This window comes from Dyadobacter sp. Leaf189 (genome assembly GCF_001424405.1).
Lineage (GTDB): Bacteria > Bacteroidota > Bacteroidia > Cytophagales > Spirosomataceae > Dyadobacter.
This window is the reverse complement of the sequence record NZ_LMPS01000005.1, coordinates 423,298-448,998: the sequence shown is the minus strand read 5'-3', so window position 1 is coordinate 448,998 and position 25,701 is coordinate 423,298. Positions and strand designations below refer to the sequence as shown.

At 48.7% G+C, this 25,701-nt stretch carries 17 protein-coding genes; 14 read left to right on the top strand and 3 right to left on the bottom strand.

Features of this window, described 5'->3' with window-relative positions; translation table 11 throughout:
- Positions 1-25 precede the first annotated feature (25 nt).
- Positions 26-823, bottom strand: coding sequence for an SDR family oxidoreductase (locus ASG33_RS16235; protein WP_056287451.1), 798 nt, complete (start codon positions 821-823; stop codon positions 26-28).
- 148 nt (positions 824-971) lie between these two features.
- Here ASG33_RS16235 and ASG33_RS16230 point away from each other — a divergent pair, with 148 nt between their 5' ends.
- From ASG33_RS16230 to ASG33_RS16165, 14 genes are all read left to right on the top strand, one after another.
- Positions 972-2,726 carry a 7TM-DISM domain-containing protein gene (locus tag ASG33_RS16230; protein ID WP_056287447.1) on the top strand — a complete coding sequence of 585 codons (1,755 nt, stop codon included), beginning with the start codon at positions 972-974 and terminating at the stop codon, positions 2,724-2,726.
- A 229-nt stretch (positions 2,727-2,955) separates the two neighbouring features.
- Positions 2,956-3,273: a DUF4907 domain-containing protein gene (locus tag ASG33_RS16225; RefSeq protein WP_056287445.1), complete on the top strand. Its 318-nt coding sequence runs from the start codon at positions 2,956-2,958 to the stop codon at positions 3,271-3,273.
- A gap of 54 nt (positions 3,274-3,327) precedes the next feature.
- Complete coding sequence (locus ASG33_RS16220) at positions 3,328-9,423, top strand: right-handed parallel beta-helix repeat-containing protein (protein WP_056287443.1); 6,096 nt, start codon at positions 3,328-3,330, stop codon at positions 9,421-9,423.
- A 234-nt stretch (positions 9,424-9,657) separates the two neighbouring features.
- Positions 9,658-10,449, top strand: coding sequence for a tryptophan-rich sensory protein (locus tag ASG33_RS16215; protein ID WP_056287441.1), 792 nt, complete (start codon positions 9,658-9,660; stop codon positions 10,447-10,449).
- An 89-nt stretch (positions 10,450-10,538) separates the two neighbouring features.
- Positions 10,539-12,986: a heavy metal translocating P-type ATPase metal-binding domain-containing protein gene (locus ASG33_RS16210; RefSeq protein ID WP_056287440.1), complete on the top strand. Its 2,448-nt coding sequence runs from the start codon at positions 10,539-10,541 to the stop codon at positions 12,984-12,986.
- A gap of 93 nt (positions 12,987-13,079) precedes the next feature.
- The gene (gene ccoS / locus ASG33_RS16205; RefSeq protein WP_056287439.1) at positions 13,080-13,247 is read left to right on the top strand and encodes a cbb3-type cytochrome oxidase assembly protein CcoS; all 168 of its coding nucleotides are present in this window, start codon (positions 13,080-13,082) and stop codon (positions 13,245-13,247) included.
- A gap of 26 nt (positions 13,248-13,273) precedes the next feature.
- Positions 13,274-15,424 (top strand): cytochrome-c oxidase, cbb3-type subunit I, encoded by a 2,151-nt coding sequence (gene ccoN / locus ASG33_RS16200; protein WP_056287438.1) that lies wholly within the window; start codon positions 13,274-13,276, stop codon positions 15,422-15,424.
- Between the two features lie 128 nt (positions 15,425-15,552).
- Positions 15,553-16,578 carry a c-type cytochrome gene (locus tag ASG33_RS16195; RefSeq protein ID WP_056287437.1) on the top strand — a complete coding sequence of 342 codons (1,026 nt, stop codon included), beginning with the start codon at positions 15,553-15,555 and terminating at the stop codon, positions 16,576-16,578.
- Positions 16,579-16,580: 2 nt separating this feature from the next.
- Complete coding sequence (gene ccoG / locus ASG33_RS16190; RefSeq protein ID WP_056287435.1) at positions 16,581-17,915, top strand: cytochrome c oxidase accessory protein CcoG; 1,335 nt, start codon at positions 16,581-16,583, stop codon at positions 17,913-17,915.
- Between the two features lie 143 nt (positions 17,916-18,058).
- The gene (locus ASG33_RS16185) at positions 18,059-18,502 is read left to right on the top strand and encodes a FixH family protein (RefSeq protein ID WP_056287433.1); all 444 of its coding nucleotides are present in this window, start codon (positions 18,059-18,061) and stop codon (positions 18,500-18,502) included.
- 15 nt (positions 18,503-18,517) lie between these two features.
- Positions 18,518-19,222, top strand: coding sequence for a sulfite exporter TauE/SafE family protein (locus ASG33_RS16180; RefSeq protein ID WP_229238678.1), 705 nt, complete (start codon positions 18,518-18,520; stop codon positions 19,220-19,222).
- A gap of 122 nt (positions 19,223-19,344) precedes the next feature.
- The gene (gene hemN / locus ASG33_RS16175; protein WP_056287432.1) at positions 19,345-20,709 is read left to right on the top strand and encodes an oxygen-independent coproporphyrinogen III oxidase; all 1,365 of its coding nucleotides are present in this window, start codon (positions 19,345-19,347) and stop codon (positions 20,707-20,709) included.
- A gap of 108 nt (positions 20,710-20,817) precedes the next feature.
- Positions 20,818-22,056: a PAS domain-containing sensor histidine kinase gene (locus ASG33_RS16170; protein ID WP_229238677.1), complete on the top strand. Its 1,239-nt coding sequence runs from the start codon at positions 20,818-20,820 to the stop codon at positions 22,054-22,056.
- A 30-nt stretch (positions 22,057-22,086) separates the two neighbouring features.
- Positions 22,087-23,151: a response regulator gene (locus ASG33_RS16165; RefSeq protein ID WP_082489270.1), complete on the top strand. Its 1,065-nt coding sequence runs from the start codon at positions 22,087-22,089 to the stop codon at positions 23,149-23,151.
- Between the two features lie 30 nt (positions 23,152-23,181).
- On the opposite strand, the gene ASG33_RS16160 is transcribed toward ASG33_RS16165, so the two are convergent.
- Together ASG33_RS16160 and ASG33_RS16155 are read right to left on the bottom strand one after the other, a co-directional pair.
- On the bottom strand, positions 23,182-24,972 hold the full coding sequence (locus ASG33_RS16160) for a hypothetical protein (RefSeq protein ID WP_056287428.1): 1,791 nt from the start codon (positions 24,970-24,972) through the stop codon (positions 23,182-23,184).
- 113 nt (positions 24,973-25,085) lie between these two features.
- Positions 25,086-25,574 (bottom strand): hypothetical protein, encoded by a 489-nt coding sequence (locus ASG33_RS16155; protein WP_157474814.1) that lies wholly within the window; start codon positions 25,572-25,574, stop codon positions 25,086-25,088.
- Positions 25,575-25,701 lie beyond the last annotated feature (127 nt).

Below are 25,701 nucleotides of genomic sequence, written 5' to 3'. Positions count from 1 at the left end.
GCCGGCCTTTTGATACCTGAAAAGTCTACTTTTCGTCGACCGGCTTTTGCTGCTCGCTGATCTGGTGGGCTACCATCGGGTCGCTCATGAAATTGCTCAAACCCATCTGGACTTTGTTTTTCAAGCCCGAAATTACCTTGTCTTTTCCCTCCATTAATGCCTCGTATCCGTCTTTCGCCACATCCGCAGGATCGGCCATGCTGTCGGGATCCTGCACAGCTTTACTGTCGTTCATATCGGCTTTGTTGAAAAAGTCCGTATCTGTTACGCCCGGCAGCAATGCGGTCATCGTCACATTGGTATCTTTGATCTCGTACCTTACCGCCTCCGTGAATGACAGTACAAACGCTTTTGTGCCGTGGTACACCGCCTGCCACGGTCCCGGCGTTTTGCTCGCAATCGAGGCAAGGTTGAGTATCCTGCCCGAGTCTCGCGCGAGCATATCTTTGAGGAAGAGCTTCGTCGTGATAATAGTGGCGGCCACATTCAGGTCAACGATCTTCAACTCCCGGTCGAGCTCATTGTCCTGAAACTTACCATATACACCCTGCCCTGCGTTATTTACAAGAAAATCGATCTGCAAACCTCTGCTTTTTACCTCGTCATACAGCGCAATTGCCTGCTCTCTCTCAAACAAATCCTTGGCTATTGTGACAATCTCCACATTGTACTGCGCAAATTCCGCTGCTGTAGCATCAAGCTCCTGCTGGTCCCTCGCAACAAGCACAAGCTTGTACTGGTCCTTTGCAAACAAACGCGCAAGTTCAAGGCCGATCCCGCTCGTTGCGCCGGTGATTAATGCATAATTTTTAGTTGCTGACATGATATCTGTTGTTTGTTGATTAAGCCGCCATTGCTAAAAAGTTATGCCATTGCCGAATTGCTGAACAGTCTATTTTTGAGCTGATATTCGATAACTTTGACAGAATAAGTTGTAATTTTCAGAACAATTAACCTGCAAATAACGCTATTTGGAAAAATATATACTGTTCGCTTTTCTCTGCTTTTTACAAGCTTTTTCTTTTGCCCAACCTGTCAAAGTACTTAGTGACCAATCTGCCGCGCACACGATTGACTATCTCGCCGTGCGTGACCGGGGCTACCAGATCGAGAAAATCCGGGATGGAAAGGGGATTGATTTCAGGTACAACGATTCACTTTCATCAGGATATAATTACTGGTTTAAAATCGTCGTAAAAAATCCCTACAATGCAGAGCGTGAATATGCAGTAAAAGTCTGGCCTTATTTCAGGAATGTAATCTATCATACTGACCTTGAACACAATACCTGGAAATCGGATACTGTCGGTGTATTTACAAAAAACGCGTCGCGGCTAACAGGCAGCCCCATTGTAAAGCTGGCGGCAAAAAGCACAAACACGATTTACGTCAGAATGGACCTGTCGGAAGTAACTGATGCAGATCCGAGGTTCAAACCGGTGATCGAGTTCCACCAGAAAGCGCTTGTCGATTACCATGAACGCTCGATTATGACAGTCTGGATCGCTTCAATGGCGATTCTGGTTGTCTTTTTCCTGATCAATCTAAATGTATATCTGACATTCCGGGACAACTCCGTGCTCTACTATCTTCTTACTCAGATAGGCGGGATGATGTATATTACTGCTTACAGATTTTACTTTCAGGTTCCATTTCCAAAGCCGGTTTTCAGTTTTGCGCTGCACGAAATCGTGAGTACTTACGATACTAACAGGATAATTACACACCTGGGGATCGTGTTTGTACTATATGGATTAGTCCAGCTGACCCGCTCGTATCTGAACACCGCCCAGACCCTGCCTGGCCCGGATAAGGTAATGAGGTATTCTCTTTACAGCTACATTGCACTCAGCGCCCTCGCAATGGCGATTAATCTGAGCGGTTTTCAACTGGAATACTACACACTCCTGGCCGACAATGTATTCTGTTTGACAATCCTCGCGGTTACGCTGGCGACCTGTATCATGGGTTATATACGGAAAATCCCGTCTTCGGGTTACTTCCTTGCGGCCCAGATCCTTCCATTGCTGTGTTTGCTGGCATTGCCCATTTACCACATTTTTGTGTCTTTCGATAGTGAAAAAGGCGCCTTCATAGCCGAAATCGCCATTGTTTCGCAAGCATTTACATTCTCTATGGCGCTAATTGCAAGAACAAAGGCAATCCAGAATAGCCTGCTCGCCAAAGAGCTGGACAACAAACAGCTTGAATTTGAATTGAAGGAAGTAGGCTACGTCAACAAGCTAACCCAGCTTGAACTTGAAAAGATGAACATGGAAATTCAATCTGAAAAGTCAAGAAATGAGCTGCTGCAGGAGCGACTGGAAACGAACCAGCGCGAACTGGCTTCCTCTACCTTATATATGGTGCAAAAAAATGAGCTGCTGAACCACCTGAAACTGGAAGTCGACCAGCTTAGCAAGCCGCATCAAAACAATACCTCGCGCGGTTTACGGGACATTACCTCCCTGCTTGAAAACAACATCCAGCTCGACACGGACTGGAATAAATTCAAACTCCATTTCGAACAGGTACATCCCGATTTTTTCGAAAACCTTAAAGCAAGTCACCCCAATCTCACGGTGAAAGAAGTACGCCTGTACGCCTACTTTCACATGAAACTTTCGCACAAGGAAATCGCCACATTACTGAATATCGACCCCGCGAGTGTGCGACGGGCGAAGACAAGGCTCTACAAAAAGCTCTCTCTGCAGGAAAACGACTAGCTACTGAGCTGATAATGCATCGCTGAATGCATTTGATCGGCGGAACGTATATAGATTGACGTCAAACTATTTTTAGCAAAACAGAAATTTATTCTATTGACAATCATGGAATTGACAAAGCTGTCTACGCTTTGTCTACGCTGCGTTTTTGGCGAAACAAATTTTAATATTCTCTTTTGTTTCAAATGCCTCATAACGTAAACCCTACCCTCCATCTCCCTCATTCACGATGCCACATCTGCTCTTACTGGTAAGTCTGCTCTTCTTTGGGCTGCCCCGGAATTTCCACAATTACAATGATCACGATGGACGCATTTACAGTTACAAGATTCTGAAAAACGGTGATCAGACCTTCGGTTATGACGTGTATGCCGACGGTAAACTGCTGGTACACCAACCCAATGTACCCGCGCTGCCGGGCAACCGTGGGTTCGTGAGCCGGGAATCGGCCGAAATAGTGGCCAGGCTCGTGCTGCGCAAGCTGCTGAATGGCGACAAGCTGCCTACTGTAAGTATAGACGAAATGCGAAAGCTGAATGCGATTTGAATGCGAATGCCCGGCTGGTACTGATAAAATCTAACCTCTTCTTAATTACTTTTTATGACAAAACTCTACAATGTTCTATTTTCCGCGCTACTCCTGATCCTTTTTCAAGGTCGGGCACAGGCGCAACTCATTTACCTGGTTGACGCAGGCAAAACAGGCAATACAACTGCCAATGGCGTCGGCTCAGTAGATGCGGCTGCATGGGAAAATGCGGTAGGTTCACTTCGGGTTGCTATTACCGCCGCAAACGCCGGTGATGAAATATGGGTTAAGGGCGGAACTTACGAGACTGTCCCGTATAACCCTTTCGTATTGAAAGAAGGTGTCAAATACTATGGACACTTTACTGGCAACGAAACCCAGGTTTCACAGAGAAACCTGCAAAGCGAATCCAGCATCACGCAAGTTGTTGGCCAGGACTATGGGACCTTCGTAGGAAGGGATATCACTAATGCAACCGTACTCGATGGATTCAAGATGACGAGAAACCAGAACAGTCCTCAGGGTCAGGGATTCTCTTTGGAAAATGCATCACCAATCATCAGAAATTGTCTTTTCGAACAACTAAGCAGTTCAACGCCACAAAGTGGGATTATTGTGACAAACGGGTCTCCGGTGATTGACAACTGTGTATTCCGCTCCAACACTGGAACTAGCGGCGGCTTGCTTATCATGTCTGGCACTTCTCCCACAATCACCAATTCGACTTTTGAAAATAATAATGGCACCATAGTAAGTATTGACAATTCCAATCCCGTTTTTACAAGCTGCCTTTTTACCAACAATAATGGCACTTCGATAGACAGCCACGCAAACTCCTCATCTACAATTACGGGATGTAAATTTTTGAATAATTCGTACACAGCCATATCGGCAGCACAATCATCCGTTACACTTTACAGCTCCGTTATTAGCGGCAACACCGCGTCAAGATCTGCGGGCGGAATCCGCGGCTCTATATCGTCTACAATTACACTTTTTGACTGCCTGATAGAGAACAACACGAGCACAGAGGATGTGGGAGGCGGCATCGCCAGTTACGCAACATTAAATATGACAAACTGCGTTGTTACCGGGAACAGCGCACCACAGGGTTCAGGTGGAGGAATTTACTGGTACAAGCGGGATGACAGCGCAAGTATGTCTATGATCAACTGTGTCATTTCAAGAAATTCTGCAGGTAGTGCTGGCGGAATGTTTGGCGCGCAATTACTTAAAAATTCAATCATCTGGGGTAACGCGGCGAGATTAGCGGATAGCAATGTATTTTTTATTGATGCTCCTGAAGTTGTAAACAGTATTATCGCGAACGGGTACGAAGGAGAAGGTCGCATTGATGTCAATCCGCAATTTGTTAACATAGACAATCCGAAAGGGAATGATGGCGTCTTTGGAACAGCTGATGACGGTTTGCGGCTTCAAAGCTGCAGTCAGGCTATCGATGCAGGTACAAACGAGGGTATTACCGTGACTACGGATGCAGGTGGCGCGCCGCGTATTTACAATTCGACCATTGACATAGGTGCCTACGAATTCAATGGATCCCGCACGATCATTCCGAACATTATAGCCGAGGGACCTGCTTCATTCTGCGAAGGGGGCAGCGTGGTACTTCGGGCGCCGGAAGGTTTTGGCGGCAATTACCAATGGAACCCTGGTGGTAGCACCGATTCGAGACTAACCGTCACCACGGCCGGATCTTACACAGTTACGCTTACCACCGGCGAAGGGTGCGTAACTACATCTGCACCTTTTGTGGTAACTACAACTGAGGCTCCCGCGACACCATTGATCGCCGGAGAAGCAACGCGTGAAATTTGTCCTGACGGTAGCACCATACTGGCACTTTCAAACCAAGTAATAGAAAACTGGACTCAAAAGGCTGCTTTCGGCGGTGCCGAACGGCGCCAGGCAATTTCCTTTACTATTGGAAACAAAGGATATACCGGAACAGGAGTCGCGCCCGACAGAACCAACCTGCGTGACTTCTGGGAATATGATCCTGCTACCGACAGCTGGACGCAAAAAGCTGATTTTACCGGATCCCCGCGCAGTGTAGCTGCTGCTTTTGCCGTGGGTGGTTACGGCTATGTAGGTACCGGTTATAATGGTGACCAGACCAAAGATTTCTTCCAATATGATCCTGCCGCCAATGCCTGGACCCAAAAAGCTGATTTTGGTGGCGCAAAGCGCTACAAAGCAACCGGATTCAGCATTGGAAATAAAGGTTACATAGGATTTGGCTTAACCCCATCGGGTTACGACGATGATTTGTGGGAGTATGATCCTGCCACAGACAGCTGGACTGAAAAAGCCTCCATTCCAGGCGGTGGAAGGGAAGCCGCAGCGGCTTTCAGCATTGGTGGCGCTGCTTACGCCGGAACGGGTTTTCGGAATGGATCTGTGTTGGCGGATTTTCAAAAGTACGATCAGGCAACCAATTCCTGGGAAACAATAGCGGACTTTGCAGGAGGAGGGCGACAGTATGCAGCAACTTTTGCAATTGGTAACAAAGGCTATATGGGTGCCGGAATAAGCCCATCGGGAAATGTGGGAGACTTCTGGATGTACGATCCGGCTGCAAACACCTGGAACCAAAAACTTGCATTTCCAAGTGGGGAGACTTTGATGTCACCTGGTTTTGTAGTCGATGAAAAAGCGTATCTCCCTGTTCGCACAAACGCATTTTACGAATATACGGCTGGTGAAAACTATACGTGGAGCAACGGAGAAACCACGCCTTCCATTACTGTGTCCGCGTCTGGTACTTACACGGTAACCGCCACGAATGCATCGGGATGTACTGCTACATCAGCAGCTACAAGTGTTACAGTCTTTGAATATCCTTCCGAAGATGTATTGGTAGTTACGCAACCATCCTGCTCAAAAGCGACCGGCTCTATTACGGTTGATCCCGGCAATGCAGCTGCTACCGGCTACACCTATGCAATCGGTGAAGGTGAATTCCAGTCGACAGCTGATTTTCAGGACCTCGCACCCGGTACATATCAGGTGCAAATCAAAAACAGCATCGGCTGCCTTACTACGGCATCCGTTACCATTAACGCACAGCCGGAAGGCACCACGATTCCTGTTATCACAGCCGGCGGCCCCACTACATTCTGCGCGGGCGGAGAGGTTACATTGTCAGCGCCGGAAGGATACAGTGCATATACCTGGAACCCAACCCGAGGCAATTCATCCTCGGCTACGGTAAGCACAACAGGCAATTACACGGTGACCGTCACCAATTCGGCAGGTTGTACAGCCACATCCTCGCCCATTACTGTGACCGTTTCAAGCTATCCTGTAATTGAGGCAACTATAACACAGCCCACCTGCACCGAGAGAACCGGTACCATTACTGCATCAACCGATCAGGATGGTAGTGAAGAGATACTATACACACTTGATGACGGAGAGTACTATACCGAGAACGTGTTTCCAAATCTCGCGCCTGGTACCTACGTCATTTATGTGGTAAATGAGGCGCGCTGCCTTAGTACAAAAGAAGTAACAGTCCTTGCTCCGGAGCCTGTAATTACCACGTCAGGAGCAACCGGTTTCTGCGTCGGCGGTAGTGTCGTACTCTCTGCACCGGCAGGATTTGCTTCGTACAACTGGAATCCGGGCGGCGCAACTTCATCTTCCATTACAGCTACGGCGCAGGGAGATTACACAGTGACGGTTACGGACGGAAGTGGCTGCTCCATGACGTCGAAACCAACCCGAGTGCTTGTCGGCTTACCTGTGATGTATGTGGATAAAAATGTAACTACGCCGGGAGACGGAAGCAGCTGGGCAAATGCACTGGCGTCTTTCAGCGATGCCGTTTTTATGGCAAAAAACATCAGCTGTGTATCTGAAATCTACGTAGCACAAGGCACCTACTACCCTACCAGCGACACGAACCGGGATAGCACATTTACCTTTTACAGGGGAGGTATTAAAGTTTACGGCGGATACCCTACCGGCGGAGGTACGCGGAACATTGCCGCCAACCCTACCATTCTCAGCGGAGATATCGGCGTGTCGGGCGATAAAACAGACAATAGCTTCCACGTCGCTACCATTGCCGGCCTGAATGCCGCTTCGGACAGTCTCGTTATTGACGGATTTTCCTTTCAGGATGGCAATGCAGATGACCCAAACAAATCTGCATCCTACAATGGCGAAACGTTCCCACAGTCCAGCGGCGGTGCAATTATGGCGATTTCGAACCCGAATTTTGACAAGCTTCTTCTCGCCAACTGCCGTTTCACTAACAACTCCGTCGCGGTAAGCGGCGGTGCTATCATAACGACAGACACACGTATAACCATCAGGAGTTGTTACTTTACCGATAACTCTGCGCAGTCTGGCGGGGCAATTCTCACTTCAACTTACAATGGATCGCCGGTAGGCCGCCTTCGGATTGACAATTCCGTTTTCACCTCCAACATTTCTACTAACCTGGCTGGTGCTGTCGGCGCAGTACAAACCCCGACTGAGATCAGCAACAGCGTATTTAATGCAAATTCAGGCGGATCTCTGGGAGGTGCATTCCTTTCTTCGAACGGAGCAGTGAAGATCACGGGATCTGTTTTCGAAAACAACACAGCGGAAAATGGCGGCGCCCTGCTGCAGTTGTCGGGTCAGCTTGATCTGATCAACAATACATTCCATTCCAATACTGCAAGTGCCAGCGGTGGTGTGCTGTACGCGCAGCTTGCTGCAGCTACACTGTATAATAACATTCTGTGGGGAAATCAGGCAGCACAAAGTGCTAACAATAACTTTTTTCTTTACGCAACGTCATTCACTGGCGGCAATAACATCATACAAGGCGTGCCGCTTGACAATGGGGATGACAGCCCTGATCCGCTTTTTGTAAACCCGGCCCAGCCAGCAGGTGCTGACCTGATTTTTGGCACAGCCGATGATGGACTTCGCCTGCAGCTTTGCAGTCCGGCGATTAATGCAGGTAATGCAACTTACCTGCCTTCGGGTATCACCACCGACTTGTCAGGAGGCGCACGCATCCTGGGTGGCAGCGTTGATATAGGCGCTTATGAATACCAGGGCAACGCATCGGGATCGGAGCTTCTTGCTAGTGATGAAGCCGTTTCAACCAAGAACGTAGCAAGCGGAGAAGCGGCGATACTCAATGCCGACGGTTCGGAATGCCAGATCATCGCAACGGTACAATCCACCGGTGACGCGCCGGTTTCGGGCAGCATTACTGCCAGAATCTGGATCGAAAGCGACCAGCCAGGCCAGTATGTAAAACGGCATTATCAGATCGCACCTGCCGTAAATGCTGCCAATGCAACTGCGCGCGTCACGCTTTATGCGACCGACGAAGAGTTCAATGCATTCAACACGCAAAGTCCGGCACCTCCTATACTCCTCCCTTTAAGCACGGACAGTGACGAAGTGAAAGCACAGCGTATTGCCAATCTGCGGATTGAAAAACGGAGCGGAACCAGCAACAACGATACAGGCTTACCCGACAGTTATGACGGCATAGCTGTCAATATCGATCCCGCCGACGAATCCATTGTATGGAATGCAGCAGCCCAGCGCTGGGAGATCACTTTCGATGTAACAGGTTTCAGCGGCTTCTTTATCAAAACACAATCGAGTGCGCTTCCCGTACATTGGATTTCCGTCAGGGCGTCGCTCAATGTAGAAAGTCAGCCGGTCATTTCCTGGAAAGTGCAGGAAACCGACGTAGCATCCTACTCCATTCACAAAAGCGTGGACGCAAGGCGTTATGAAGTAATCGGCCAGGTGCAAGGTATCGGTGACGGCATGCATGAATACCGGTTCAATGAAGCTTTGCCACTGACAGGAACAGCTTACTACCGCATCAGCCAGACTGATCTTGACGGGACTACCACTTTCAGCAAGATCGTCACATTGAGCAGCGAAACTATGCCTGATCCATCTTCGGTATACCCTGTTCCCGCGAGGAAAGATGTCATTCTGATGGTTAAAAAAGTGGTAAAAGAAGATGAAACGCTCACGCTGACAGACCTTGCCGGCAGAATTCTGCAAGTGCAAAATCTGAAAACAGGCGCCAACAAAATTGACATAAGCAACCTGCAAATGGGCATTTACCTGATCAGGACAACAGGCGGCGAAGTCTTTAAAATCATCAAGGAATAATTTCGCTCAACGTTCACAATCCCCTCCTCTCCCCGCAAACCGTTGGTTTGCGGGGTTTTGTTTTGGCTGTTGGCTACTAGCTGTTAGCTGTTGGCCGTTAGCTATTGGCTGTCAGCTAAGGGCTAATCGCTAACTGCTAATAGCTAACAGCTGTTGGGGCTTTTCGAACCTTGATGTCCTTTGGCACCTTTTTATTAGGAGTTTTTAAAACAACTTGTAACACGTGAATACCCTATGAAAAAGACACTCCAAATAACAAACATCATTGCGCTACTTGTCACGATTTTTGTCAACTATCTTTCCAATACAGGCGTTTTTAATGGAAATACAATGGCAAGCGTTTCCGGCGAATACCAGAATCTTTTTACACCCGCCGGCTACGCGTTTTCAATCTGGGGACTCATTTACATCAGTCTGGCAGGGTTTATTGTTTACCAGAGCCGCGGCCTTTTTAACAACAAACAACCAGATCCCGATGTAGCGAATATCGGCTGGCTTTTTGTACTTACCTGTGTGGCCAACTGCCTCTGGATCATAGCCTGGCTTTATGATTATACAGGCGTTTCGGTGCTGATTATGTGCGCATTGCTGTTTTTCCTGATCCAGATCATCATCAATACCAGAATGGAAATGGAGCTGATTTCATTTAAAAAAGTGGCATTGCTCTGGTGGCCGTTTGCATTGTATACCGGCTGGATTCTGCTCGCACTGGTTGCTAATGTAGCCGCTTTCCTGACCAAGATCGAATGGAACCGTTTCGGACTCTCGGAAGTGACCTGGACACTTATTATGATCACGGTTGCCGGGCTCGTGTACCTTTATCTTACCTGGACGCGCAACCTGCGGGAATCGGCTATGGTAGGGATTTGGGGGTTGATCGCGGTGGCGGTTGCCAACTGGGACAATGAACAGACCATCGCTTATTACGCGATCGCGGTGTCGGTCATTTTGTTTATCAGCAATGGAATTCATGGTTATCAAAACAAGGGACGCGCGTTTGTGCTGCCTAACGGGAAATCGATGTAATTCCTGACCAAAATCATTTTCTGGCATAAGGCCCGTCAGCCACTTCCTTTGCGTGATGCTCCAATTTTGTTCTGGTAAAAAAGAAGACCATGAGCAAATCCGTAATGGAGCCACCACAGGAAGTGGCTGAAAAACATACCTGCTATCACTGCGGGGAAGATCTGAAAAGCGAAGTTATCTTTCTGGACGAGCACGAATTCTGCTGTGAAGGCTGCTCTGTAGTGTATGATCTGCTGAAAGAAAATGATCTTTGCGACTATTACGCCATCGACGGCTCACAAGGTATATCTCCCGGTAATTCCTTTTTTGATGGTAAATACGATTACCTGGATTTACCCGAGGTAACCACTAAAATTCTCGAATTTACCGATGGGAAACTTTCCTGTGTCAACTGGCATATTCCCAAAATGCATTGCAGCTCCTGCATCTGGCTGCTGGAACAGCTTTACCGGTTCAACCCGGCGATCCGTAGCTCGGTAGTCAATTTCCCCGAAAAGAAGCTTCGCATTACATTTGATTCAACCAAAATAAAACTAAGTGAGCTTGCCGCCGTGATCACACGCGTGGGCTACGAACCTTACATCAGCCTCAACGATCTGGAAGGGAAACGGATCCGGCAATGGAACCGCATTAAACTGTACAAAATCGGTATCGCGGGATTTGCTTTCGGCAATATCATGATGCTGAGCTTCCCCGAATATTTCCACCTCAGCTCCTCCTCTATTGACCAGGATCTGCGCAAAACGTTCAGCTATATGAATGTGGCGCTGAGCCTGCCTGTTCTGTTCTATTGCGCGGCAGACTTTTTCAAATCGGCCTGGAATGCATTGAAAGGCAAATACATGAACATCGAAGCGCCGATCGCATTGGCACTGATATGCATTTTCCTGACCAGCCTCTACCAGATTTTCACTGAAACCGGGCCGGGTTACCTCGACTCTTTTGCGGGTGCGATCTTCTTCATGCTCGTCGGCCGCTTTTTTCAGGATAAAACCTACGCGGGTATTGCATTCGACCGGGATTACAAATCCTACTTTCCCATTGCGGTTTCAGTTTTAAATAATGGTACCGAAACGCGTACACCTATTACCGATCTCAAAAAGGGTGACCAGCTGCTGGTGCGCAACCAGGAACTGATCCCCGCCGACGCGGTACTCCTCAGCGCAGAAGCTTTGATCGATTACAGTTTCGTGTCAGGCGAAGCAGAACCTTTGCGCCGTAAAAAGGGCGATACCATTTACGCAGGCGGCAAACAAACCGGACCTTCTATTGAGCTCGAAGTACTGCGCGAGGTTTCTCAAAGCTACCTTACCCAGCTCTGGAACAATGATACCTTCGGCCGCGAAAAAGAGGATCAGAACAATACACTGGCCGCCCGGATCAACCGCTACTTTTCTCCCACCGTACTGGTAATTGCCTCACTTACCTTTCTGTTCTGGTATTTTATAAATGACAATCCCGAAACTGCATTCCGTGCATTCACTACCTGTTTGCTGGTAGCTTGTCCATGCGGTCTGGTCTTTTCTTCCACATTCACCAATGGAAACCTGGTTGCATTGTTTGGCAAAAACCGCTGCTACCCCAAAAACTCCGACGCCATTGAACGTTTGTCAAAGATCGATACCGTGGTTTTTGATAAAACAGGCACTATTACCAAGTCGAGCGAAGTGGAGATTGCATTTGTCGGAGACGACTTGTCGCCGGAAGAAATGGTGATCGTTAAAACAATTGCAAGCCAATCCTCACACCCGCTGAGCCGCGTTATCGTTGATTTTTTGTCAAACGTAAAAGCGAGCCGCAGGGGCTTAATGGGGTACCAGGAAGTACCGGGCGCAGGTATCAGTTGTCAGTGGGGAGGCCAGGAAGTGAGACTGGGCTCAGCCCAATGGGTTGGACTTCAAAAAACGGAAGCGGCCGCGGGATCATCACAGGTATTTGTATCTATTGACCGGCAGGTACCGGGTTATTTTTTGGTCAAAAGCAAATACAGGGCTAACCTGCCGCTCACGATCTCCAAACTGCAAAGCAAAGGTTTTGACACCTATCTGCTTTCAGGCGACAAACCCACCGACCAGGATTTTCTCGCGCCTGTTTTTGGAAATAAATCCAATTTGTTATTTGAACAAAAACCCGAAGAGAAACTGCAGTTCATCCGGCATTTGCAGGAAACAGAAAAAAAGAACGTATTAATGGTAGGCGACGGCCTCAACGACGCCGGTGCATTGCGCCAGAGTAATGTAGGTGTCGCCGTTTCTGACGACATCAACAACTTCTCGCCCTCCTGCGACCTGATCCTGGAAGGTAACCGCCTTGCTCTGCTGCCCGCCTACATCAAGCTGGCAAAAGCCGGTCAGAACATCATTAAGGCCAGTTTTGGCATTTCGGTGGTCTACAATGTGTTCGGACTTTCGCTTGCGATAGGCGGGCAGCTTTCGCCTGTGATCGCCGCAATCCTGATGCCGGTCAGTCTGGTCACGATCGTCGCATTTACCACATTTACCAGCAGCCGGGCAGCAGCACGATTGCTCAAAAACTGACCAAAGTCATGTGAATTGCTCCCGTGCGTCATCATTTAGCGAAGCTGCGCCCAGTAGTTTTGAACATCGGAATTAATCAAAATCACCACCGCCATGACAGCCATTTTCGTGATGCTAGCAGCCAGCTTATCCATCGCCATCGCCTTCCTGGGTGCATTCATCTGGTCCGTCAGAAAAGGACATTACGACGACGATTACACGCCATCGGTCCGCATCCTGATGGACGATAAAATGCCTGCTACCAAGAAAAAAACCACATAAACGCATTACTAAATTTTACTTTACCAATGTCAAACATTCCTCACGCTGATCTGGCTCAGGTTGAACTGGATGAGTTTCAATACGACAACCGCATCGTCCGCGACTTTGCCATCGCGACGATCCTATTCGGGTTAATCGGGATGCTCGTCGGGCTGCTCGCCGCTTTACAGCTCGTGTACCCCGACCTCAACATGGATTTACCTTTTCTGACATTCAGCCGGATCAGGCCGCTGCATACCAATGCGGTGATCTTCGCATTTGTCGGAAACGGATTTTTCACCGGTCTTTATTACTCCGCGCCACGTGTGTTGCGCACGCCGATGTGGAGCCCGGTACTGAGCCGCTTCCACTTCTGGGCCTGGCAGTTTATCATTCTCGCCGCAGCGATCACGCTGCCAATGGGCTTAACCACATCCAAAGAATACGCCGAGCTGGAATGGCCGATTGACGTGGCGATCGCGATCGTGTGGGTTTCTGCATTGATCAACCTGATCATGACCACGATCAACCGCCGTACCGAGCACATTTATGCGGCTGTTTGGTTTTACATTGCTTCTTTTGTCACCGTCGCCATGCTGCACGTGGTCAACAGCATCGCATTGCCGATCTCATTGTTCAAAAGCTACTCGGTATATGCCGGTGTGCAGGATGCATTGGTTCAATGGTGGTACGGCCACAATGCGGTCGCGTTCTTCCTGACTACGCCGTATCTGGGTTTGATGTATTATTTCCTCCCGAAAGCAGCCAACAGACCGATCTATTCATACCGGTTATCAATCGTTCACTTCTGGGCTTTGATCTTCCTGTACATCTGGGCTGGTCCGCACCACTTGCTTTACACTGCCTTACCTGAATGGGCACAAACCCTGGGAACCGTATTTTCAGTGATGCTGATCGCACCTTCATGGGGCGGGATGATCAACGGACTAATGACACTCCGCGGCGCCTGGGACAAAGTGCGCGACGACGTAGTGCTCAAATTCATGGTAGTAGCAATCACCGCTTACGGTATGGCTACTTTCGAAGGCCCGATGCTTTCTTTCAAAAATGTCAACGCAATTGCGCACTATACCGACTGGATCGTAGCACACGTGCACGTAGGTGCGCTTGGCTGGAACGGCTTCCTTACTTTCGGGATATTATACTGGCTTTTCCCACGCATATATAACAGACCGTTATACTCACAAAAAGCAGCCAACTTCCACTTCTGGATTGGTACGCTGGGTATCCTTTTCTATACCATTCCAATGTATTGGGCTGGCTGGGTACAGAGCTCCATGTGGAAAGAATTTACGCAGGAAGGACTTTTGAAATACCCTAACTTCCTGGAAACAGTTACCCAGCTTGCGCCGCTTTATTTCCTGCGGTCTGTGGGAGGTAGCTTGTACATCATCGGGTTTATCGTGATGATCTACAACCTCTGGATGACAGCGCTGAAAGGCAATCTGGTGGCGACTGAAACTGCAAAAGCAATGCCGCTTAATGCGATCTGGCATGCTGAAAAGAGCGAATACTGGCACCGCAGGCTGTTTGAACGCAAACCATTGGCGCTGACGATCTTCGCACTGGTAGCAGTGGCAATCGGCGGGATGATTGAGATGATCCCGACCTTTATGATCAAATCCAATGTACCTACTATTGCGGCAGTAAAACCTTATACGCCGCTGGAATTACAGGGACGCGATGTGTATGTCCGCGAAGGCTGCTACGTATGTCACACCCAGATGATCCGCCCGTTCCGTTCTGAAATTGAGCGTTATGGTGAGTACTCCAAGTCAGGCGAGTTCATTTACGATTACCCGCACCAATGGGGTTCCAAACGTACCGGCCCGGATTTGCACCGGATAGGCGGCAAGTATCCTGACTCGTGGCACTACAACCACATGGAAGACCCGACCACGATGTCACCAGGTTCCATTATGCCAAGATACGGCTGGCTGCTTGAAAATGACCTGGATACCAGCACCACCGCAGCGAAGATCCGCGCCATGCAGACCCTGGGAGTACCCTACGCAAAAGGCTACGACAAACAGGCAAACGATGACCTGCACAAACAGGCCAAGCAAATCCAGGAAAACCTAAGCAAAAGCGGCATCAAAACCAGCGAAAACAAAGAGATCATAGCGCTGATCGCGTATTTGCAACGAATGGGGACGGATATTAAGGGCGAGAAATGATGTAGTCTTATCACCCTGAGCAAACCGCTCCCTTCGACCGCCCGGCGGCCCGGTCCGGTCAGGGTGACAAAGCTGATCATTCACTAACTCGCTCATTCAGTCATTCAAAATTCAATTACTGACTCAAAATGAAATTCAGAACTTACCTTGAAACCATAGCCGGGATCGGCATTTATCCGATGATCTCGCTGGTTATATTCTTCGTCTTCTTCCTCGCACTCCTGATTTTTGTTTTCAGGATCGATAAGAAATCGTTGTCCAAAATGGAAAGTATCCCGTTGCAGGATGGCGTGGTACGGAAGGGGATCTTGTCTGCATTGTTCTTTTTCCTGATCCAGACTACTGCTTCGGCAGCAGCGCCGGTGGATGATATCCGGGCAATTTCAGGAATGGAAATCCTGCTGATCGTGCTGCTCGGCGTGCTCGTGTTCATCGCGGTCCTTGTTGTAGTCACCTTGGGCAATGCAATCTCGCTTTTACAAAAAGTAAACAGGATCAAAAACCCCGAAGCTGCCGCGAAAGCCGATGCTACCAGCTGGTGGAAGAAGTTTGCCGGAATGGGCGTTTCGATCGGCGACGAGAAACACATTCTCATTGACGGGCACGATTACGACGGCATCCAGGAACTGGATAACCGCATGCCGCCCTGGTTGCAGTCATTGTTCCTGGGAACGATCGTCGTGGGTGTTGCATACGCCGCATTTTACTTCGGCGGCCTGGGTGACAAGCAGCTCACAGAACTTGATAAGGAAATTGCGCAGGCAGAGGTTGAGAAAAAGGCTTACATGGAAAAAGTGGGTGCTTCACTGGACGAAAACACGGTGACCCAGCTGACAGAAGCGCCTGTGGTAGAACAAGGCAAGGCTATTTTCCAGGAGAAATGTACTGCCTGCCACGGTGTTGACGGTGGTGGCTCTGTGGGCCCTAACCTCACCGACGCATACTGGCTGCACGGAAGCGGCATTAAAAACCTGTTCAAAGTAATTAAGTATGGTGTTCCGGAAAAAGGGATGATCTCCTGGGAAAAACAGCTTTCACCCACTGATATTCAAAAAGTAGCCAGCTACGTGCTGACTTTAAAAGGTACCAAACCAGCCAACCCGAAAGAGCCGCAAGGCGAGATGATCTCGGACGAGCAGGTTGCAACTAACTGATTATGGAAGCCCGCGAATGGATTTATCCGCAAAAACCGACAGGTAAGTGGCATACCCGCCGCACCTGGTTCACAATCGGCATACTTGTAATGCTTTTTGCCATGCCTTTTGTGAAAATAGACGGCCAGCCTGTGCTGCTGCTGAATGTTTTGGAAAGAAAATTCATCATTTTCGGAATCTTCATCGGGCCCCAGGATTATTGGTTGTTTGGTTTGATGATGTTGTCGTTTATGGTATTTATCGTACTGTTTACGACGGTGTTCGGCCGGTTATGGTGCGGCTGGGCTTGTCCGCAGACAGTGTTCATGGAAATGGTTTTCCGCAAGATAGAATATGCGATCGAAGGTGACGCCACCAAGCAGAAGCTGCTGAACAAAGCACCCTGGACTTCGGATAAAATCATCAAAAAAGGCACCAAATACTTCCTTTTTCTGGTCGTATCTTTCCTGATTGCCAACCTGCTGCTTTCCTATGTGCTGGGTGTGGATGAGCTTTCAAAAGTAATTTCCGAACCGCTGGAAGATCACCTTACCCTGTTCGCCGGCATTGTAGCATTTACCGCCGTATTCTATTTCAACTTCGCGTGGCTCCGCGAGCAGGCTTGTACGGTAGTATGCCCTTACGGCCGCCTGCAAAGCGTGTTTATCGACCGTAATACCATTGCGGTAGCTTACGATCACGAGCGTGGGGAACAAAGGGGTAAGTTGCACAAAAACCAGGAACGCACAATCGGAGACTGTATTGATTGCCATCAGTGCGTAGCAGTTTGCCCGACCGGCATTGATATCCGTAACGGGCTACAAATGGAATGCGTCAACTGTACTGCCTGCATTGATGCCTGCGATTCGATCATGGACAAAGTGGGTTTTGAAAAGGGATTGATCCGGTACACTTCCGAGAATGCAATTGAAAACAAGACCAGAAAACTAATCACGCCGAGGGTAATCGGCTATGCCGCGATATTGCTCGTACTCTGGTCGGGACTGGGCTTTATGGTTGCTTCAAGAAGCGATACGCAAACCAGCCTGCTGCGCGCGCCGGGTACCCAGTACATTGAGAACCAGGACGGAACCATCAGCAACCTGTACACTTTCAAGATTTTTAACAAAACCAACAAACTGATCAAACCGACGATCAAACTGAAAGATCCAGCCGGAAAACTAATCTTCGCCGGCAACCCCGACCTCACCTTACAGCCCGCCGGAATGTCCGAAGGAACCGTATTCATCAACATGCCAAAATCAGCAATCACCCAAAGAAAGACAAAACTCTCACTGGCAGTCTATCAGAACGGAAAGCAGCTGGAAGGGTTTGAGACGATGTTTTTGGGAAGGTAGATTTGGCTGTCGGCTTTCGGCTTTCGGCCGTCGGCTTCAAACGATTACAGTCTGGTCCGACTTCGAATATTTGAAACAAGAGAAAAAAACACTAACAGCTAAAAGCCGATTGTCGACAGCTAACAGCTAACAGCCCAAAATCCATGAAAATCAACTACGCTACCGCTATTGTAACCCTTTATCTTGGCTTTGTGGCCATGATCATTGTGCTTGTGACTATGAGCATGAGCCAGAAGGTGGACCTTGTAACCGACAAATATTACGAAGAAGAACTCAGCTTTCAGGAGAAGATCGACAAGCGTGAACGCAGTGCTGCATTGCGGCAGCAGGTTAGCTGGCACGTTTCCGAGGAGGGTATCTCTATTTACTACCCCCAATCCATTCCCGACTCGGCGCTTTCAGGAAAGATCAGGCTGTACTGTCCGGCCGATGAGAATCATGACTTGACTATTCAGGTCAGTGCAAAAAACCACACGCAGCTGATCCCGGCATCAAGTGTGAAAGACGGCAGCTACCAACTGCAGATCGACTGGAAAAGCAGCGGGCAGACCTATTGGGACGAAGGCACCGTTTCTATCCGGCATTAAAACCAAAGACAAATCATGAACCCCGCACTTCCCTATCTGGCATTGACAATGGGCTTTATGAGCAGCTTTCACTGCATTGGTATGTGCGGGCCGATTGCGCTCGCATTGCCCGTTCAGGGCGGCAGTAAATGGCGGCAGCTTACGGCATTGATCGTCTACAACCTGGGCCGGATACTTACTTATGCGGCGCTGGGAGCTGTTATCGGGCTGTTTGGTACTTCCCTCGCCTTTTTAGGTTATCTCAAATACTTGTCTGTGTTCGCAGGCGCATTGATGCTGACTTACATGATCTGGCCCGCGCGCCTGAATGCAGCCATGCACGTTCCTTTGTTCTGGCAGCAATGGGTGGGCAGGATCCGGAGCAATATGTCAAAAGTGATCAGGAACAACCGCTTGAAAGGCCGGCTGATACTCGGCTTGCTGAACGGGCTGCTTCCCTGCGGCCTCGTGTACCTCGCGCTGGTCAGCTCTGTCGCGACGGGCAGCTTTACCGGCGGCGCCATGTACATGCTGCTTTTCGGACTGGGTACCTTCCCTGCGATGATGCTGGTGGGTATTTTCAAAAACAGGATCAGCAGCACGGTCAGAACGAGATTACATCAGATTACCCCCATTATGATCGCCATTGCCGGCATCTGGCTCATCGCCCGCGGTCTTACGATCGATTACCCCACTTCCAAGCAGAACAAGTCCGAAATCCCAGTTTGTCACGGTAAGTAGCGCTTTGCAAAATACAGCGCAGACTGGCAAAGGTTAGTCGCGCAACTGACATTCGTCATGTTTTTGCCCGGGCTGCCCTCCTAATTTTGATAGGCAATCAATCAGAAAAAAAACAACTTGTCATGGATAAGGATTTGCTTTTCAAATACAATACGGCAGGGCCAAGATATACCAGCTACCCTACTGTTCCCTACTGGCAGGAAACGCCGCCAACCCAGGCTGAATGGATGAACTTCGTCAAAGATTCATTTGCTGTTTCGAACAAAAAAGAAGGAATCAGCATCTATATACACCTGCCATTTTGCGAAAGCCTCTGCACGTACTGCGGCTGCAACACCAGAATTACTATCAACCACGCCGTTGAAGCAAAATATATCCAGGCTGTACTGAAAGAATGGGAAATGTACTTTTCTGTTTTCGGGGACGAAAAACCTGTGATCCGCGAATTGCACCTGGGCGGCGGTACCCCTACTTTTTTCAGCCCTGAAAACCTGCGTAAGCTGATACTCGGTGTACTCGCGAATGCGGAAGTGCACCCGGATGCGCAGTTCAGCTTTGAGGCGCACCCCGGCAATACCACGGACGAACATCTGCAAACCTTGTATGAAGTAGGTTTCAGAAGGATCAGCATTGGTGTGCAGGATTTTAACCCGCTCGTGCTCGCTGTGATTAACCGCCAGCAGACTTACGAACAGGTGAAGCACCTCACTATAAAGTCGCGCGAGATTGGCTATACTTCGGTTAACTACGATATCGTGTACGGATTACCGTTGCAGAAATCGTGTTACATGATGGAAACGATGCTGAAAGTGATCCAGCTCCGTCCCGACCGCATTGCATTTTACAGCTACGCCCACGTGCCCTGGATCAAACCGGGACAGCGCAAATACACCGAAGCCGACCTGCCAGATCCGGACAAGAAAATGGCGATTTACGAAACCGGCCGGAATGCGCTGGAACTGATCGGATACAAGGATATCGGAATGGACCATTTTGCATTGCCAACCGACAGCCTTTACGAAGCCCAGCAGGAAGGCAGGCTGCACCGGAATTTTATGGGTTATACCGATACGCGCACGCAGCTGCTGATCGGTTTGGGTGCATCGTCGATCAGTGACAGCTGGTGGGGATATGTGCAGAATGAGAAGAAAATTGAAGATTACTATAAAAGGATTGACGCAGGTGAGCTGCCTATTACAAAGGGACACGCGCTTTCCCGCGAAGACCTGATCCTGCGCCGTCATATTTTGAGGTTAATGACCGAATTTGAAACATCCTGGACCCAATCCAGTGAAGTTTGCAATGAAATTTTTCTCGCAGCCGAGCGCCTTTCCGAAATGGAATTTGATGAGCTGGTTGAATTTACACCCTTGCATTTGAAGGTTACAGAAAAGGGAAAACCCTTTGTCAGAAACATTTGCATGGCATTTGACGCAAGGCTCTGGGCCAAAAAGCCGGAAGCTGACCTGTTTAGCCAGACCGTCTGAATTTTCCCGAAAACATCATTCAGTATAATACAATGCCACCTTGTTCGCTCACTTTTGTAATTTGCCTTTTTTATGTTTGATAGCGATATCTTAACTCAGACCAAGGTGATGACAAGGCATATTGAAATGCTCGACGCGCTGTTCAAACACGCGACGGAAGGCATTGTGGTAGTGGACAAGACCGGAACAATCGTCATGCTGAACCCGAAAGCGCGCGAGCTGTTCGGTTATGCGGACACGGAATTGATCGGCAAAAAGATAGAAGCATTGATCCCGCAGCGGTATAGCAAAAACCATGTGGGCTACCGCAATGAATACCTGGAAGAACCCAAAGCGCGCGGAATGGGACATTTGATGGACCTGTTTGCAAAGCGGAACGACGGCAGCGAATTTCCGGTGGAGGTAAGCCTGAGCCCATTCAAAACGAGTGTAGGCGAGTTTGTGGTGAGCTTTATCGTGGATATTACCGAGCGAAAAAAACAGGAAAAGCGCATCATTGACGCAAACCTTGAAATACAAAAACTGAACGCGGAACTCGAAGAACGTGTGGAACTGAGAACGAAAGAACTGGCGAATGCCTTGCAGAAGATCGAGGAATCGCAGGAAGAAGTGCTCCGGGCATTGAAAAAGGAAAAGGAGCTGAATAATATGAAAAGCCAGTTTGTGACCATCGCTTCGCACGAGTTTCGTACGCCGCTGGCCACCATTCTGTCCTCCGCCTCGCTCATCAGCCGGTATACTACCACTGAGGAGGAGGAAAAAAGACATAAACACGTGCAGCGGATCAAATCGGCGGTGACGAACCTGACCGAGATACTGAATGATTTCCTGTCCATCGGCAAGCTGGAAGAGGGCCACGTGCACATTGTTCCTGTGGAAGTGAACCTCGCTGCATTTGGCAACACGCTGGTGGAGGAAATGCAGGGACTCTGCAAGGAAGGTCAGCAAATTCAATTTCAGCTCACCGGGAATGCGGAAGTTTGGCTTGACAAGCAACTTTTACGCAACATTCTGTTCAACCTGCTTTCCAACGGGGTGAAATACTCCGAGCCCGGAAAGATAATCAGCCTGAATATAAAAGCAGATAGTGAATCCGTGGTGATCGAAGTGAAAGACCAGGGCATAGGCATACCGCTGGCTGACCAGTCCAACGTTTTCGACCGGTTTTTCCGTGCGCAGAATGCAGGTACCGTACAAGGAACCGGCCTCGGGCTGAATATCGTAAGCAAATACGTGGACTTAATGGGCGGGACAGTCTCCTTTTCGAGTGAAGTGGGTATAGGTACTACCTTCGTAGTGACTTTGCCCAACCTGGTACCTGCCAAATCAAAGTCCATTTCCCTGTAAGTGAATCTGAATCATTGAAACTGACGCAAATTGGAAACCAAAAAGATATTACTGATTGAAGACAATCCCGAAATGCGGGAGAATACGGCCGAGATCCTCGAACTCGCCAACTATAAGGTAGTTACCGCGAAAAACGGGAAAGAAGGGGTGCAGGTTGCAGCCGAATTTGGTCCTGATATGATCATTTGCGATATCATGATGCCCGAGCTCGACGGTTACGGCGTGCTGCACATGCTCAGCAAAAATGAGAAAACGGCCAATATCCCATTCATTTTCCTTACTGCCAAAGCTGAGAAAGAGGATTACCGGAAAGGCATGACAATGGGCGCCGACGATTACCTCACCAAACCTTACGACGACATTGAGCTGCTCAATATCGTAGAAATGCGACTGCAGAAGAGCGAGCGGCTCAAACGCCAGTTCGAGCGTTCAGCCAGTGGACTGGACCAGTTTATCGAAGACGCGCAGGCTTTTGATATGATGGCGAAACTGGCCGAGGATAAGAAAACGAGAACGCTTAAAAAGAAGGATACGATCTACACCGAAGGCAGTTATCCTTCCAATATATACTTTCTCAGGAAAGGTAAAGTGAAGTCCTATAAATCAAACGGCAGTGGTAAAGAGTACATTACCGATTTGTACAAAGAGGGTGATTTCTTCGGTTACCTCGATCTTTTACAGGGCGAACCTTACCAGGAAACGGCCATTTGCCTCGAAGAATCGGAGCTTTCCATGATCCCCAAAGATGATTTTTTCAACCTGTTGCAGGCCAACCGCGAGGTATCTTCAAAGTTTATCAAAATGCTCTCAAACGAGATCAAAGACCGGGAAGACCGTTTGCTGCAACTGGCATATAACTCGGTGAGAAAACGGGTGGCGCAGGCGCTGGTGATGCTGGTGCAGCGTTATCAGGAAGATAAATCGAAACCATTTTCCATGTCTATTACCCGTGAAGACATTGCTTCCATTGTAGGTACTGCCACTGAAACTGTGATCAGGACTTTATCAGATTTCAAAGAGGAAAAGCTGATCGATATGAAAGGAAGCCTGATCACTGTTTTTGAGTACGAAAAATTGGCAAGAATGCGCAACTAGACTTTTGGTCCAGCTGCGCATTTGAACTTCTCAGGCGCAGATCGCGAGTTCAGCAACCGTCAAACCGGATTCAATTTCCGTCAATTGCCTTAACATTTCCGCACGATAAGCTTTATCCTGGTTCTGCATTTGCGGGATCAGGGTTTTGTAGTAATCGATACCTGCCAGCAACTGTTCGCGGAACCTGGTCAGGTATTTTTGCTTTTTATCAGTAAAGTTGCGGAGGTGCAGTTCCACGTCTTTCCGGTAATGCGTCACATATAAATTGAGCTCATTAATAAACATATTCGGCCGGGCTACATGGGACAGCAGGTTGATCTTGCCGTAGATATGCGCCACCATTTCGTCGAGCGAAGCCACTTCCGAGAACCAGGCCAGGTTGGGACCGGGACAAATCGCAACGCCGTGGTTTTCTCTCGCGCCCAGCAAACCATGCTTGATCAGCGTGCCGGTACTCAGTCCGTCGCACAGACATACTTTTTCGGTAACTGCATTGAATTGCTCCTGATATTCACGTTCCGGCAGGTTCAGAGATTTCAATTGCTTGATTTTCAAATTCTGATACTCACGCGAGGCGGTACAAACAGGCTCCTGCGTAAATTCAGTATTGGACACGAGGTACTTCTTGGTACACGGACTGCCCGGCCTTCCTTTCGCGATCCTTTCCAGTCGCTGCTTTTCAGAGCTGCTCTTTTTGAAATTATTAAACAGAACACCCAGCGGCGACGAGTTGCTGACATAATAGTCTGACTCATCGGCACTCGCGAGATTGCGCAACGTTTCCTGATCCACGTTAGTCGCCTCGGGAACAAGTAAAAACGGGCTGCCCCAGCCGGTAGCATCTACCTGGTAATGTTCAAGCAAAAAGCTGTCTTCCTTCGCTGTTCCGATTCCACCCTGAACAGTAATGCGAAGCGCAGGCGCATTGGTTAGCTTGATATCCTTGGCCAAAAGCGCATTTTGGTACAGGCCAAAAAGTTCGTCAATAAGCTCCTGCCTTTTCTCTTTGAACTCTTCGAGGATAGGCCCGAGAAGATAACCATCGGTAGCAAACGCGTGGCCGCCGCAATTCAGCCCAGACTCAATCCGGAACTCCGAAATCCATATTCCTTTTTTGGCGAGGTACTTGGCCTGGATCAATGCAGAGCGAAAATCACTGACTTTCAGAATGATCCTTTTACCAAAATTCCCATCGGTATCGGGCAGAAAAACATCAAACTGATCCAGGTAATTGTACAACCTCGGGTTCATGCCGGCCGAAAGTACGAGCGATGCATTGAGGTTGCTGTTGGCAAAACCGCGCAATGCAGCCGACGCGTCAGAAAATTGGTCAGGGAGCTTTTCGCCGTATACATCCTTGTTCAGCTTGTCGACCTTGGACATGATATTCACATCAATAGCGCCTTTGACCAGACCGTTTCGAAGCTGTTCTTCCATTTCAGCACGTTCGGCGGGGTTTTCTGTCGCCAGCATTTGCAGGTACAGCAGTTTGAGCGGAGCGGTATCGGACAGCAGGGTAAAGTAGCGGGTGATTTCTGTTCCGTTCTCAAAAGGCGAATGGCGGAGATCGTCGAATTTCCGGTTCACGATCCTGTCGAGCAGATTGAGATATTCCGTGATGCGGCGGCTCCTGAAATCAGGCTCATCCTTTTTTATAGGCGTATAAACCTCGTTGTTTTGGAGCGAATGAAACCTGCGCATGCGCTCGATCATCTCGTCGTCGACAATTGAAGCAACTGACGAAATGCCGTAATGCGCGACTTTGGCCGGTGTATCCACCGAATAACCTAACCCGAGAACGGGAATATGGAATGTATGCATTGTTTGACTTTGGATAAAATTCTGATAAAATCCCAAGTCAAAACTAGGCGCATTCGCCTTCCCGAAACCTGACCAGTATCGCGTGGAAATATGAAAAAGATCAGTTTATGAGGTTATTCAAGCACAGTGACATTGTAGCCTTTGCTTCTGAGCGAATTGAGGATCTGCGATTTTGAAACCAGATCGTTTTGGAACGGTACTTCTATACTTTTGTCTTTAATAGTTAATCCCCGCACCTTCACGCCATGAATAGCAGCGAGGTCTTCTTTTAATTTATCGGGGTTAAAATCGTCGTTTAATCCCAGCGAAATCCTGCGGTGTGCTCTGAAATAGGCAAACTGCTGCTGGGCAATCTGCTGCTTTTCCGATTGAAAAGGCTCAGCATATCCGATGTAAAATCCGACCAAAGAAAGTGCAAGGCTGAGGTGAAAAGAGACATTTTCCCATTTGCTGTGAAAAGACTTCCTGAGAAAGTAATACCGCAACAGCCTGACCGCCAGAAAAGCGATCATTGCCAACTGGAAAACAGTGAAAAAGGGTTTGTAGGTAACAAAAAACTGCGCGTAGCTCATTGCGTAAGAAGCAGCTGCGAGTAGCGGCAAAACGCAGCAGGCGATCTACTTCCTCTACCCTACTTTCGGGCCAACGGTCAGGCAGCTTGAAGGGAAAGAAGTCCGGATACGCGGCTACCTTATTCCTGTCGATGAAGAAGGCAACATTTACGTGATT